The following is a 12,065-nucleotide window of genomic DNA, read 5'->3' as shown; positions in this document are numbered from 1 at the left end:
GGCTGTGGAAGGTTCACGGCTGGGCCCGTCTTTGTGCAGGTCAGAGGGCGTTCGGCTCCACGGAGAAGAACAGGACGATCGCGCCGTCCATCCGGCTGTTCGGGTACAGGCGGACGGCGTCCTTGCGGAGCTGGGTGAGCAGGTCGAACCGGGTCCGGCCCGGGGCCGGGGTGTGGGTCCCGGACATCGTGTGGAGGCGGCCGGTCTGGGCCTGGAGCGTCAGCACGTACATGTGGCTGCCCTGTGCGTTCGGCATGAGGGGCTCCTTTTCAGGCGGCGAGGGCGAGGGCGGCGAGGGCCAGCGCGGTGATGTGGGCGGTCTGGTCGACGTGCGCGGCGCCGCCGTTGGCGGCCCAGCCGGTCTGGCCGAAGCGGGCCATCCACCAGCGCACCGGCCAGCGGCGGTCGATGAACGCGTGCGTCCCGCCGACCCAGGCCAGGGCCGCGTACGCGGACAGGGTGGGGATGTGCAGGTCGAGCACGGCCATGCCGGTCAGCAGCGTGATCGCGCAGGTGGCGACGTGGACGCCGGCGTGGTGGAGGTTGGCCCGCCACCCGGCGGTGCCGGGGTCGGCCTTGTGGGCGGCCTGGTGGTCGGTCTGGAACGGGTAGTCGGCCAGCAGGTGACCGATGTAGAGCAGCAGGAACACGGTCGCGAACACGGACAGCTCCTCGGTGTCGGTCACCCGGCGGTCTCTTCCTGGGACATCAGGGCGCCCCAGGCGGCGCGGACGCGGGCCTCTGCGCCGACGTAGCCCTGCTCGCGGAACGCGGCGGCGGCCTGCCGGTAGGAGAGCGGCGGGTCGGCCGAGTACCGCAGGAACCGCAGCACCACGGCGAGCTGCGTGTCGGTGAGCGGGACGGACGGCTCCGGGGCCGTCACGCCCGTGACGGCCGCCAGCTCCGCCAGCGTCACCGGCGGCTCCGCCGGAGCCTGAACCGGCTCGTCGTCGGTGTCCGTGACGGGCTCCGTCACGGGCGTCACGGCCGGGACCGTAACGGGCGTGACGGGCACCGGCTCGGCGTCGGGCTCGGGGGTGCTGACCTGCGTGTCCTGCCCGTCACGGAGCCCGTCACGGGCAGGTTCGAGCGCGGCCCGCTGCGGGGTCTCCAGGACGCCGACGGGCTCGGCCGTGACGGTGGGCGTCACGGCCCGCGTCACGGTGAACATGTCGGTCAGGGCCGCGTCGGCCCCGGCCGTGACGCGCTCGCGCTGGACGCCGACCAGACGCGTGCCCAGGGACACGTCCCCGATGCCGACCTTCTTCGCCAGCCGCCACGACGCCCGCTCGGACTGGTTGCGGGTCTTCTCGTCGGGGTGGTTGGCGGCGCGTGCCCGGTGGAAGGCGAGGGACTGCACGACCGCCGCCGTGCGGGCCTCGGCCTCGGCGTCACGGCCGTCACGGTGGACGACGATCCGCCGGGCCAGGAACGCTGCGCCCTCGGCTGCGGCGGTCATGCCGAGCGGGGTCAGTGCGTAGACGACGATCCTGTCGCTGCTGGCCGCCGTCGCCGACATCACCGACGCGGCGGCCGGCAGCGCCCACAGACCGGCGCGGATCACGAGCGGCGAGGACTGGCCGAGCATCGTCAGCCCGAGCAGCACCAGGGCCAGCACTGCCGTCGCACCCTCACCCGCGGCGACCGCACCGGCCGCCGTCCCGTCGCCGTAGACGGCGCTCATGTTGGAGTACGTGCCGTACGCGCCCGCCCCGCCCGTGACCACCATCGGCACGAACGCGGCGCCCAGCACCCACTTCTGCCCCGTGCTCAGGGGCCGCCCGCCGCTCACGATGCGTTCTTGCCGGTGAGGGACTGGACGGGGAAGCGCGCGAGGAGCCGGACGCGGTAGTCGTCCGGCTCGGACAGCTCCAGCCACTCCCAGTCCGCCTCCAGGTTGACCGGCTCATAGCCGAGCGTGGCCAGCGCCTCCATTCGCTCCGCCCAGTTCGGCGCCGACGCGCGGGAGAACTCGAAGGCGGGCCAGTCCGACGCCTTCTGGCCGTCGGTGACGACGTACAGCGACCACAGCCCGGTGAACCGGGTGACCAGGCGTGCTTCGTACGTCATGCCACACCGCCCATCAGGGCCAGGGCGGCGCGGTTGGTCAGGTCGCAGCGCGCGGCCAGGACCCGGTTCCGGGCCCGGCGGATCCGCCGCTCGCCCAGCACCGTGACCGGGCGGTCCAGCAGGTCAATCTCCACGTCGAGCAGCTCGACCTCCGCCAGGATCAGCGGCATCTCCAGCTCGACCGCGTCCAGCTCCGCGTCCGACGGTTCGTCGTCGAACGGGGTGGCCGTAACAACGGCCTGAAGTGCAACGATGGACTTCATTGGGTGTGTTCCTTCCAGAGAGGAACGGCCCGAACGAACCCCCGGTGTTACAGCACCGGGGGTTCTCGCCGTTGGAACCATCCGGCTCCCCTCAACCCCGCCCGTACGAGCCCCACGAGGGGGTCGGACGGGCGGAGGAGGCAGCCGGCCGCAGCCGAAACGGCCTGCGGGACCGGGCAAGCGGGTCGCGATCTTTGCCCCTGTGTCACCGCACGTGACGAGTCCTGGGCCGACCCGAGGGGCGACCGAAGGAGAAGGTGCGTGCTGCTTCGTGCGGCAGGGCCCACGGCTTGTCGCAGGTGCCTGGGCGATCTGACGGCCGCTCTTCCCTAGCGAAGGCTGCGGTGCGTCCTCTGTTCAGTTCTCAAGTACCAGGCGCTTCCATCGAGCCGACCCGTTTTCACGGAGCCCTCCGGGCGACCAAGTGGCAAGGGGGGGTTAGCACCCAAGCCGTCCGGGATCCCTCCTGTTAAGGGGGGGTTGCCACATAGCTTGGCGGCGACTGGCGGGCGATGTCAAGCCCCCCTTAACATGGGGCCAAAGAAGCACCCTCTGAGTCGATTCGGGAGGCGAGACGTTGATCGAGGAAGTGCGACGGGTCTCGGCGATGCAGGATCACTCCCTGCGCGTCAAGGCCGCTGTGGACCTGATGACAGAGCTGCAAGCCGCGGTCGTCGAGACATCGCGGATGCGCAAGGAGAGCATCGCGTGGCTGCGGAAGAACGGTCACTCGATGGCGGACGTGGCCAAGCTGATGGGGGTGAGTCGTGCGCGCGTGGCTCAGCTTCGGGACGCCGGACCGCCGCCGGAGCGGGCATTCCTCGGCACCCAGCTCGTACAGGTCGTCGTGCCGCTCCGGCCCGGCGAGCGGGAGTACGTGGCCGTGGAGGACAGCTCGACCGGACAGCGGCTCCTGGCGATGGCCCAGAGCCTTCAGCTCGATGGGGAGCTCGGGTACATCCCGGTGACGGGAGAGCTCGACCTCAACCGTGACGATCTGGTGGTGGTGTGCGGGCCCAAGACGTCCCCGGAGGCTGCCGCCGCGCTCGCTCAGGACCCCCGGCTCTCGTTCGAGACGCTGCCCGACGGGCGGTGGGCTCTCACGGAGCGGGAGAGCGGCAAGGTATACACGTCGCCGAGCGATGACCCGCAGGACCCGGCGCCGGCAGACGTGGCCTACCTCGGCAGGCTCCCGCGACCTGACGGGCAAGGGACGTTCGTTCTGATCGCCGGAGTCCATGCCGTTGGGTCGCTCGGCGTGGCTCACTACCTGAGCGAAAACCTCTCGTCCCTCTATGAGGAAGCGGGCACCGAGCCCTTCTCCATGGTCGTGGCGTGCGACTACGACCCCAGCGACAAGTCGGTGACGGCGAGCCGATCGGCAAGCGGCGTGCTCCGGCACGAGGCTGCCTGACATGGATGTGTCGGCGTCCAGCAGCGCGTGCCCGGGGCGGGCCAATGAGGATTTCGCGGCCTGGGGCGACTGCGTGGCCGTCGTCGTGGACGGTGCCGGTATGCCCGACACGCTTCAGGCGCCGTGTATTCACGGTGTCTCCTGGTTCGCCAGGACGCTGGGTACGGCGCTGTGCAGTGCGGCCGGCGGGGACGGGACCCTTCGGGACGCCCTCGCCGGCGCGATCGAGCACACGGCCCGCGCGCATCGCGACACGTGCGCCCTTGGCGATCCGCTGTCCCCGTCGGCGACGCTCGCCGCCCTTCGGCTGCGCGAGGACGTAGTTGAGTGGCTGGTCCTGGGAGACTGCACCCTCGTGGTGGAGCACGGAGGGGTGGTGGACGCGGTCTCGGACGCCCGCCTCGCGGAGGTGGGCCGGAGCGAGCGGGCCGCCATGAAGCGCGCGGTCCCCGGGTCGCCCGAGCGTCGGCACCTCCACGCCCGCCTCGTGCAGGTGGAACGAGCCTCGCGGAATCGACCGGGAGGCTACTGGGTGGCCGCCTCGGAGCCCCAGGCCGCCGAGGCGGCGGTGTGCGGCTCCTTTCCCGTGCGTGACGTGGCGCGGGCAGCGCTCATGACTGATGGGGCTGCCCGTGCCGTGACGGCGTTCGCCTTGGCCGACTGGGCGGGCTGCCTGGACCTTCTGGAGCAGGAAGGGCCCGAGGCGCTGGTCCGCCGGGTTCGCGACGCGGAGCTGTCCGACATCGCCCTGACCAGGTGGCCCCGCAGCAAACCGCATGACGATGCCACCGTGATCTACGTCCGCCCATAGCGTGAGGCCGACCCCGAAAGGGCCCGGCCGTGGGGCCGTCTCTGGGCCGTCTGAGGGCCGCCAACGATCACCAATGGCCACCATCAGCCACCGCTCGGCGGCCGGACAAACGGAGGTCATGGGTTTCCGTCTGCGACACTGGTAGGACCATGCCCAAGCCCGGAGAACTCACTTTCGTCGCCCCGCGCGGAGCCAAGAAGCCGCCGCGGCACCTCGCCGACCTCACGCCCGCCGAGCGCAAGGAGGCGGTCGCCGCGATCGGCGAGAAGCCGTTTCGCGCCAAGCAGCTGTCCACGCACTACTTCGCGCGCTACGCGCACGACCCGGCGGAGTGGACCGACATCCCCGCCGGCTCGCGCGAGAAGCTGGCGGGGGAGCTGCTGCCCGATCTGATGTCGGTCGTGCGGCACATCTCCTGTGACGACGACACCACCCGCAAGACGCTGTGGCGGCTGCACGACGGCACGCTCGTCGAGTCGGTGCTCATGCGCTACCCGGACCGGGTGACCATGTGCATCTCCTCGCAGGCGGGCTGCGGGATGAACTGCCCGTTCTGCGCCACCGGCCAGGCGGGGCTCGACCGCAACCTGTCCACCGCCGAGATCGTCCACCAGATCGTCGACGGGATGCGCGCCCTGCGCGACGGAGAGGTGCCCGGCGGGCCCGCGCGGCTCTCCAACATCGTCTTCATGGGCATGGGCGAGCCGCTCGCCAACTACAAGCGGGTCGTCGGCGCCATCCGCCGGCTCACCGACCCCGAGCCCGACGGCCTCGGCCTGTCCCAGCGCGGCATCACCGTCTCCACCGTCGGGCTCGTCCCGGCGATGCTGCGGTTCGCCGACGAGGGCTTCAAGTGCCGCCTCGCGGTCTCGCTGCACGCCCCCGACGACGAGCTGCGCGACACCCTCGTCCCCGTGAACACCCGGTGGAAGGTCCGCGAGGTCCTCGACGCCGCCTGGGAGTACGCGGAGAAGTCCGGCCGCCGGGTCTCCATCGAGTACGCCCTGATCCGGGACATCAACGACCAGGCATGGCGCGGCGACCTGCTCGGCAAGCTGCTCAAGGGCAAGCGGGTGCACGTCAACCTGATCCCGCTGAACCCGACGCCCGGCTCCAAGTGGACCGCGTCGCGGCCCGAGGACGAGAAGGCGTTCGTCGAGGCCATCGCGCGCCACGGGGTGCCCGTCACCGTGCGTGACACCCGGGGCCAGGAGATCGACGGCGCCTGTGGACAGCTGGCCGCCGCCGAGCGCTGACCTTGTAGTCTGAGCTCGAACACATCTTCATATTCCGACAGGGGAGCGCCACAGCGCTGAGAGTGCGGCACCGTCAGGCCGCAGACCCTCTGAACCTCGCCCAGGTCATTCTGGGTAGGAAGTTCGGTCGTAACTCGAGCTGTTGCGCCCTGCCCGCGTCCGGTCCCCCCGGGCGCGGGCAGGGCCGCGTCTCTTCCTGGACACCCCCAGGAGGACATCCACGTGAACACCAAGAAGGCGGCCGCCGCCGCACTCGTCGCGGCGCTCGGCGTCACCACCCTGGCCGCCTGCGGCGGCGGGGACACCGGCAAGGACAAGGCCACCGGCACGCCCGCGCCGAAGACCGTCACGCTCGTCAGCCACGACTCCTTCAACGCCTCCAAGGAGGTGCTGGCGGACTTCACCAAGCAGACGGGTTTCACCGTCAAGGTCCTCAAGAGCGGCGACGCCGGCGCGGCCATCAACAAGGAGATCCTGACCAAGGGCTCCCCCCAGGGCGACGTCTTCTTCGGCGTCGACAACACGCTGCTCTCCCGCGCCCTCGACAACGGCATCTTCACGCCGTACCAGGCCAAGGGACTGGACCGGGTCCCCGCCGCGCTCCAGCTCGACAAGGAGCACCGGGTCACCCCGATCGACTCCGGCGACATCTGCGTCAACTACGACAAGCAGTACTTCGCCGACAAGAAGCTGGCCCCGCCGGTCACCTTCGACGACCTGGCGAAGCCCGCGTACAAGGACCTCCTCGTCGTCGAGAACCCCGAGCGGTCCTCCCCGGGCCTCGGCTTCCTGCTGGGCACCGCCGCGCAGTACGGCGACGCGGGCTGGCAGGACTACTGGAAGAAGCTCAAGGACAACGGCGTGAAGACCGTCGACAGCTGGGAGCTCGCCTACAACCAGGAGTTCTCCGGCTCCGCCGGCGGCAAGAAGGCCAAGGGCGACCGCCCGCTCGTCGTCTCCTACGCCTCCAGCCCCCCGGTCGAGGTGCTCTACGCCGAGCCCCAGCCGAAGGTCGCCCCCACCGGCGTCTCCACCGGCACCTGCTTCCGCCAGACCGAGTTCGCCGGCCTGCTGAACGGGGCGAAGAACCCCGAGGGTGGCAAGGCGCTGATCGACTTCCTGATCTCCAAGAAGTTCCAGGACGACATGCCGCTCCAGATGTTCGTCAACCCGGTGACGAACGACGCGACCCTCCCCGAGCTCTTCACCAAGCACGGCGTGGTCGTCGACAAGCCGCAGACCATGGCCCCCGACAAGATCGCCGCCAACCGTGACCAGTGGATCCAGCAGTGGACCTCGCTCGTCCTGAAGTAGCCGCGCCGGCCCGCCAGGGCCGCCCCGGCCGTACGGGGAACGCGGCGCGGCTCGCCCTCATGGCGCTGCCCGCCGCGTTCTTCGCGGTCTTCTTCGCCTGGCCCGTCGTCTCCATCGTCGAGCGCGGACTGCGGCCGGACGGGCACTGGGAGCTCGGCCGCTTCACCGAGACGCTCGGCAGCCCCGAGATCCTCGACGTGCTGTGGTTCACGCTGTGGCAGGCGCTCGCCTCCACCGCGCTCACCCTGCTGATCGCGCTCCCCGGCGCGTACGTCTTCGCCCGCCTCGACTTCCCCGGCAAGGGGATCCTGCGGGCCGTCGTCACCGTGCCCTTCGTGCTGCCCACCGTCATGGTCGGCACCGCGTTCCTCGCCCTCGTCGGGCGCCGCGGACTCCTCGACGAGCTGTGGGGCGTCCGCCTCGACACCGGCGTCTGGGCCATCCTCATCGCCCACGTCTTCTTCAACTACGCCGTCGTCGTCCGCACCGTCGGCGGCCTCTGGGCCCAGCTCGACCCGCGCCAGGAGGAGGCCGCCCGGGTCCTCGGCGCCTCCCGGTGGCGCGCCTTCCGGACGGTCACCCTGCCCGCCCTCGGGCCGTCCGTCGCCGCCGCCGCGCTCATGGTCTTCCTGTTCACCGCGAGCTCCTTCGGCATCGTGCAGATCCTCGGCGGCCCCGCGTACTCCACCCTGGAGACCGAGATCTACCGGCAGACCGCCGACCGGCTCCAGCTCTCCACCGCCGCCGTCCTCACCATCGTGCAGTTCCTCGCCGTCGCCGCGATCCTCCTCCTGCACGCCCGGATGGTCCGCCGCCGCGAGACCGCCCTGCGGCTGGTCCCCGCCGAGCGGACCGCCGCCCGCCCGCGCGGCGCGGGCCAGTGGCTGCTGCTCGCCGCCGTCCTGCTGTCGATCGGGCTGCTCATCCTGGCGCCGCTCGGCGTCCTCGTCGAACGCTCCCTCGCCACCCCCGCCGGCTATGGCCTCGACTACTACCGGGCGCTCCAGACCGTCGACGAGAACGGCACCTTCCTCGTGCCGATGACCGACACCATCGTCAACTCCCTCCAGTACGCGCTCGCCGCCACCGCCATCGCCCTCGTCATCGGCGGGCTCGCCGCCGCCGCGCTCACCCGGCGGGCCGGGCGGCTGGTCCGCGGCTTCGACGCGCTGCTCATGCTGCCGCTCGGGGTGTCCGCCGTCACCGTCGGCTTCGGCTTCCTCATCACCCTCGACGAACCGCCGCTCGACCTGCGCGCGAGCTGGATCCTCGTCCCGCTCGCCCAGGCGCTGGTCGGCGTCCCCTTCGTCGTACGGACCATGCTCCCCGTGCTCCGCGCGGTCGACGAACGGCTCCGCGAGGCCGCCGCCGTCCTCGGCGCCTCCCCGTGGCGCGCCTGGCGCGAGGTCGACCTGCCGCTGGTGCGGCGGGCCCTGCTCATCGCCGCCGGGTTCGCCTTCGCCGTCTCGCTCGGCGAGTTCGGCGCCACGGTCTTCATCGCCCGCCCCGACAACCCGACCCTGCCGGTGGCCGTCGCCCGCCTGCTCGGCCGGCCCGGCGAGCTCAACTACGGCCAGGCCATGGCCCTCTCGACGATCCTCATGGTGGTGTGCGCGGTGTCTCTGCTGCTCCTCGAACGGCTTCGCACCGACCGGACCTCGGGGGAGTTCTGATGCTGACGCTCACGGACACGACCGTCCGCTTCGGCGACCGCGCGGTCCTCGACGCGGTGGACCTGGAGGTCGCCGAGCACGAGATCGTGTGCGTGCTCGGCCCCAGCGGCAGCGGCAAGTCCACCCTGCTGCGGGCCGTCGCCGGACTCCAGCCGCTCACCGCCGGCCGGGTGCTCCTCGGCGGCGCCGACCAGACCGGGGTGCCCGCGCACCGGCGCGGGGTCGGCCTCATGTTCCAGGACCACCAGCTCTTCCCGCAGCGGGACGTCGCCGGGAACGTCGCCTTCGGGCTGCGGATGCACGGCGTGCCCCGCGCGGAGCAGGGGCCGCGCGTCGAGGAGCTCCTCGACCTCGTCGGGCTGCCCGGCGCCGGCCGCCGCGCGGTCTCCGCGCTCTCCGGCGGCGAACAGCAGCGGGTCGCCCTCGCGCGCGCCCTCGCCCCCCGGCCCCGGCTCCTCATGCTCGACGAGCCGCTCGGCCAGCTCGACCGGGGGCTGCGCGAACGGCTCGTGGTCGAGCTCCGGGGCCTCTTCGCCCGCCTCGGCACCACCGTCCTCGCCGTCACCCACGACCAGGGCGAGGCATTCGCGCTCGCCGACCGGGTCGTCGTCATGCGCGACGGGCGGATCGCCCAGACCGGCACGCCCCTGGACGTCTGGCGGCGGCCCGCCTCCGAGTTCGTCGCCCGTTTCCTCGGCTTCGACAACGTGGTCGCCGCCACCGTCACCGGAACCGCCGCCGACACGGTCTGGGGCCGGATCCCCGTCCCGGACGGCTCCCCGCAGGGGGCCGGGCGCCTCCTCGTCCGCCCCGGCGGCGTCCGCCTCGTCGCCCCCGGCGAGGGCCTGAGCTGCCGCGTCGCCTCCCGCACCTTCCGCGGCAACCACGTCGCCGTCCGCCTCGCCCCGGCCGAGGGCCCGCCCCTGGAGGCCGAGTTCCCGCTGCGGGACGCGCCGGACGAGGGCGCCGAGACGGGGGTCGCGTTCCGCGCGGAGGACGTGGTGGTCCTCGGGGAGTGAGCCGCCGGGGGCCCGCCCGTCAGCGGCGCCCGTCAGCAGCGCCCGCACGCCCTCCGGGTCGCCCGCTGGTGGACCAGGGCCGCCCGCGCGAGGGCCAGGCCGAACAGGCTGAAGCCGCCGTACGCGACCACCACCACCCAGGGCGCGTGCCCGGCGAGCCCGGCCTCGGTCACCCCCGTCCAGGCGAGCACGCCCAGCACCGCGAGCAGCACGCCGAACGGGGCCAGCGCCCCCGCCCCCGCCCAGCCGAGCCCCAGCAGCAGCGGGCGGGGCAGCCGCCGCCCCCACGGCCGGGTCAGCGCCAGCGCCAGCAGCATCCCCAGCACGGCGAGGACCGCCGTGACGTCGACCCCGTGGTCGTACAGCCACAGGCCCGCGTCGCTCGTGTAGCGCGGATCGGCGCCCGGCCGGCCCCCGCCCGTGTACCCGAACGTGAGGCCCAGCGCCCACGCCGTCTTCAGGGCGGTGTACGGGACGAGGGCGGCGACCGCCACCAGCCCCGCCCGGCCCGCCTCGCCCGGCACCGCCGCCGCCCGCCCGCCGCAGTACGCACAGCTCCCCAGCCGCGCCCGCCGCCCGGCCAGCGCCGCGCACCCCCACAGCGCGGCGCCCAGGACCGCCGCGCCCTGGTTGGCCCAGGCCGCCCAGTCCATCGGGTCCTGGCCGCGCGAGAGGAACGTCGCGAGCAGCCACACGGGGCTGAGCAGGAAGGCGAAGCCCGAGGTCACGCACAGCCCGGCCACCGCCCACGCGCCCGCCGTGCGCCCGCGCCCCGCGGGCCCGCGGAGCAGCGCGTACGCGAGGACGGCGGCGGCCCCGTACAGCCCGGCCGCGGCGGCCTCGAAGCCCGGCCCGGTGCCCTTGCCGAGCAGTGCGTATCCGTAGGCGGGGCCGGTGGCGGCGGCTAGGGCCGCGCCCGCCGCGTACAGCAGCGACCAGCCGAGGGCGGCCCGCGTCGCCCACGCCGGCCAGTCGGCCAGGAATCCAGGTTTCAACGTGGTCATGCCACGAGCCTCCCGGCCGGGCCCGCCCCGCACGTCCGACCAGGGTCGCGACCGGCTCCGCCGCGCGGGGGAGCGGCGGCTACCCCGCCGCTGCCCGGCCCCCCGCCAGCCGGGCCAGCGCCTCCGGGGCCTCGTCGACCGAGTCGACCAGGGCGATCCGGGCCGCCATCGGGCGGCCTTCCGCCAGTGTGCGCAGCAGCGGCCAGACCGGCAGTCGCTCGGTCCAGTGGGACCGGTCCACCAGGACCATCGGGGCCGGTTCGCCGTGCGAGCCGTAGTAGTTCGGGGTGGCCGCGTCGAAGACCTCCTGGACGGTCCCGGCGGCGCCCGGCAGGAACACCACGCCCGCGCCCGAGCGGGCCAGCAGGCCGTCCTCGCGGGTCGCGTTGGCGAAGTACTTGCCGATCAGGGCGGCGAAGGCGTTCGGCGGCTCGTGCCCGTAGAACCAGGTGGGGATGCCCACCGACGCGCCGCCGCCCGGCCAGCGCTCGCGCACCTCGAAGGCGGCGCGGGCCCAGTCCGTCACCGAGGGTGTGAACGAGGGCGCCTTGGCCAGCAGGGCCAGCGCCTCGTCGAGGACCCCGTCGCCGAGCGGCGCGGCGTACGCGCCCAGGTTCGCCGCCTCCATCGCGCCCGGCCCGCCGCCGGTCGCCACCGTCAGCCCGGCGCGGGCCAGCGCCCGCCCGAGCCGCGCGGCCCCCGCGTACGCCTCCGTGCCCCGGGCCGTCCGGTGCCCGCCCATCACGCCGACCACGCGGGCGTCCGCCAGGTAGTCGTCCAGGGCGTCCGAGACGGCGTCGTCGTGGAGGGAGCGCAGCATCGAGGAGAAGATGTCGCCGTCGCCCTCGGTCCGCTGGAACCAGGCGTACGTGCGGTGGTCGGGCGTCGCCGTGTAGGCGTGGTCCGCGATCCCCTCGTACAGCTCGTCGGGGGAGTAGAGCCGGGCCCGGTACGGGTCGAACGGCAGGTCCGGCACCGGCGGGAAGACCAGCGCCCCGTCCGCCCGCACCTTCGCGGCGGCCTCGGGCTGCATGGCGCAGCCGAGGAACACGGCGTCCGCGGTGGACGCGGAGAGCAGCGCGAAGGTGCGGTCGGTCAGGTCGACGGACTGGACGCGGGACGCGGCGAGCGAGCCGGGCTCGCCGAGCGCCGCGTCGAACGCGGCGAGGGAGCGGATCTCCCGTATCCCCCGGGTTCGGCGGGTGTTCCGGGTCTGCCGGGCGTTCCGGGTCATGGGCCCA

The 12,065-nt window shown here is 73.1% G+C and carries 13 protein-coding genes and 1 riboswitch; of the genes, 6 read left to right on the top strand and 7 right to left on the bottom strand.

What is annotated here, in order from left to right; translation table 11 throughout:
- Nucleotides 1-40: 40 nt before the first annotated feature.
- Genes AB0C99_RS17090 through AB0C99_RS17070 form a run of 5 tightly spaced genes read right to left on the bottom strand, consistent with a single transcriptional unit; the run spans nt 41 to nt 2,333 of the window.
- Nucleotides 41-256, bottom strand: coding sequence for a hypothetical protein (locus tag AB0C99_RS17090; protein WP_362475589.1), 216 nt, complete (start codon nt 254-256; stop codon nt 41-43).
- 13 nt (nt 257-269) lie between these two features.
- Nucleotides 270-662 (bottom strand): DUF3307 domain-containing protein, encoded by a 393-nt coding sequence (locus AB0C99_RS17085; RefSeq protein ID WP_362475717.1) that lies wholly within the window; start codon nt 660-662, stop codon nt 270-272.
- Between the two features lie 20 nt (nt 663-682).
- Entirely contained in the window at nt 683-1,795 is a 1,113-nt protein-coding gene (locus AB0C99_RS17080; RefSeq protein WP_362475715.1) for a hypothetical protein, read from the bottom strand.
- The gene (locus AB0C99_RS17075; protein ID WP_362475587.1) at nt 1,789-2,070 is read right to left on the bottom strand and encodes a DUF6303 family protein; all 282 of its coding nucleotides are present in this window, start codon (nt 2,068-2,070) and stop codon (nt 1,789-1,791) included. Before AB0C99_RS17075 ends, AB0C99_RS17080 begins: the two co-directional genes overlap by 7 nt.
- On the bottom strand, nt 2,067-2,333 hold the full coding sequence (locus AB0C99_RS17070; RefSeq protein ID WP_362475585.1) for a DUF6284 family protein: 267 nt from the start codon (nt 2,331-2,333) through the stop codon (nt 2,067-2,069). Before AB0C99_RS17070 ends, AB0C99_RS17075 begins: the two co-directional genes overlap by 4 nt.
- A 577-nt stretch (nt 2,334-2,910) precedes the next feature.
- Between AB0C99_RS17070 and AB0C99_RS17065 the strand changes: the two genes are divergently transcribed.
- From AB0C99_RS17065 to AB0C99_RS17040, 6 genes are all read left to right on the top strand, one after another.
- Complete coding sequence (locus tag AB0C99_RS17065; RefSeq protein ID WP_362475583.1) at nt 2,911-3,747, top strand: sigma-70 family RNA polymerase sigma factor; 837 nt, start codon at nt 2,911-2,913, stop codon at nt 3,745-3,747.
- Between the two features lies 1 nt (nt 3,748).
- On the top strand, nt 3,749-4,558 hold the full coding sequence (locus AB0C99_RS17060; protein WP_362475581.1) for a protein phosphatase 2C domain-containing protein: 810 nt from the start codon (nt 3,749-3,751) through the stop codon (nt 4,556-4,558).
- 149 nt (nt 4,559-4,707) lie between these two features.
- Nucleotides 4,708-5,814, top strand: a complete 1,107-nt coding sequence (gene rlmN / locus AB0C99_RS17055; protein ID WP_362475579.1) for a 23S rRNA (adenine(2503)-C(2))-methyltransferase RlmN — start codon at nt 4,708-4,710, stop codon at nt 5,812-5,814.
- Nucleotides 5,815-5,843: 29 nt separating this feature from the next.
- A riboswitch (TPP riboswitch) is annotated at nt 5,844-5,953 on the top strand.
- An 83-nt stretch (nt 5,954-6,036) separates the two neighbouring features.
- Nucleotides 6,037-7,128: a thiamine ABC transporter substrate-binding protein gene (locus AB0C99_RS17050; RefSeq protein ID WP_362475577.1), complete on the top strand. Its 1,092-nt coding sequence runs from the start codon at nt 6,037-6,039 to the stop codon at nt 7,126-7,128.
- 59 nt (nt 7,129-7,187) lie between these two features.
- Nucleotides 7,188-8,801: an iron ABC transporter permease gene (locus AB0C99_RS17045; RefSeq protein WP_362475714.1), complete on the top strand. Its 1,614-nt coding sequence runs from the start codon at nt 7,188-7,190 to the stop codon at nt 8,799-8,801.
- Nucleotides 8,801-9,820: an ABC transporter ATP-binding protein gene (locus tag AB0C99_RS17040; RefSeq protein ID WP_362475575.1), complete on the top strand. Its 1,020-nt coding sequence runs from the start codon at nt 8,801-8,803 to the stop codon at nt 9,818-9,820. Before AB0C99_RS17045 ends, AB0C99_RS17040 begins: the two co-directional genes overlap by 1 nt.
- A 32-nt stretch (nt 9,821-9,852) precedes the next feature.
- Here the strand turns inward: AB0C99_RS17040 and AB0C99_RS17035 are convergent, their stop codons facing one another.
- Together AB0C99_RS17035 and AB0C99_RS17030 are read right to left on the bottom strand one after the other, a co-directional pair.
- Nucleotides 9,853-10,824 (bottom strand): hypothetical protein, encoded by a 972-nt coding sequence (locus AB0C99_RS17035; protein WP_362475573.1) that lies wholly within the window; start codon nt 10,822-10,824, stop codon nt 9,853-9,855.
- 79 nt (nt 10,825-10,903) lie between these two features.
- On the bottom strand, nt 10,904-12,058 hold the full coding sequence (locus AB0C99_RS17030; protein ID WP_362475571.1) for an LOG family protein: 1,155 nt from the start codon (nt 12,056-12,058) through the stop codon (nt 10,904-10,906).
- Between the last annotated feature and the right edge of the window lie 7 nt (nt 12,059-12,065).

The organism is Streptomyces sp. NPDC048659 (genome assembly GCF_040650575.1).
Taxonomy (GTDB): domain Bacteria; phylum Actinomycetota; class Actinomycetes; order Streptomycetales; family Streptomycetaceae; genus Streptomyces.
Note: the sequence above shows the minus strand (reverse complement) of the source record. Positions and strands in the feature narration are given on the sequence as shown.

Excerpts from the sequence above, each read along its gene's own strand:
- AB0C99_RS17090 (WP_362475589.1), bottom strand. The coding sequence starts at position 256 with ATGCCGAACGCACAGGGCAGCCACATGTACGTGCTGACGCTCCAGGCC.
- AB0C99_RS17075 (WP_362475587.1), bottom strand. The coding sequence starts at position 2,070 with ATGACGTACGAAGCACGCCTGGTCACCCGGTTCACCGGGCTGTGGTCG.
- AB0C99_RS17070 (WP_362475585.1), bottom strand. The coding sequence starts at position 2,333 with ATGAAGTCCATCGTTGCACTTCAGGCCGTTGTTACGGCCACCCCGTTC.
- AB0C99_RS17060 (WP_362475581.1), top strand. The coding sequence starts at position 3,749 with ATGGATGTGTCGGCGTCCAGCAGCGCGTGCCCGGGGCGGGCCAATGAG.
- rlmN (WP_362475579.1), top strand. The coding sequence starts at position 4,708 with ATGCCCAAGCCCGGAGAACTCACTTTCGTCGCCCCGCGCGGAGCCAAG.
- AB0C99_RS17045 (WP_362475714.1), top strand. The coding sequence starts at position 7,188 with ATGGCGCTGCCCGCCGCGTTCTTCGCGGTCTTCTTCGCCTGGCCCGTC.
- AB0C99_RS17040 (WP_362475575.1), top strand. The coding sequence starts at position 8,801 with ATGCTGACGCTCACGGACACGACCGTCCGCTTCGGCGACCGCGCGGTC.
- AB0C99_RS17035 (WP_362475573.1), bottom strand. The coding sequence starts at position 10,824 with ATGACCACGTTGAAACCTGGATTCCTGGCCGACTGGCCGGCGTGGGCG.
- AB0C99_RS17030 (WP_362475571.1), bottom strand. The coding sequence starts at position 12,058 with ATGACCCGGAACGCCCGGCAGACCCGGAACACCCGCCGAACCCGGGGG.